Origin of the sequence: Pseudomonas sp. PS02303 (genome assembly GCF_029959925.1) — a bacterium.
GTDB classification, from domain to species: domain Bacteria; phylum Pseudomonadota; class Gammaproteobacteria; order Pseudomonadales; family Pseudomonadaceae; genus Aquipseudomonas; species Aquipseudomonas mandelii.
This window is the reverse complement of sequence record NZ_JASCOM010000575.1, coordinates 1-337: the sequence shown is the minus strand read 5'-3', so window position 1 is coordinate 337 and position 337 is coordinate 1. Positions and strand designations below refer to the sequence as shown.

Here is a 337-nt window from a genome sequence, read left to right as displayed (position 1 = left end):
GTTGGGTGTGTAAGCGCTGTGAGGCGTTGAGCTAACCAATACTAATTGCCCGTGAGGCTTGACCATATAACACCCAAGCAATTTGCTGACCTGAAAGGGCACCAGATTGCGGTGTGTGAAGACGAAACGAACCGAAAGTTCGATTGTTCACAAACACCGAGATCTATCACATACCCATTCGCTGGAGCGCGCGCCGTAAGGCAAACGACCTGGCTACCGAATTTCTTGACGACCATAGAGCATTGGAACCACCTGATCCCATCCCGAACTCAGCAGTGAAACGATGCATCGCCGATGGTAGTGTGGGGTTTCCCCATGTGAGAGTAGGTCATCGTCA

1 rRNA gene is annotated in these 337 nt (G+C 51.3%); it reads left to right on the top strand.

The window, feature by feature from the left end:
- Positions 1 to 224: 224 nt before the first annotated feature.
- Positions 225 to 337, top strand: a 5S ribosomal RNA gene (gene rrf, locus QMX98_RS34920); the annotation flags it as partial.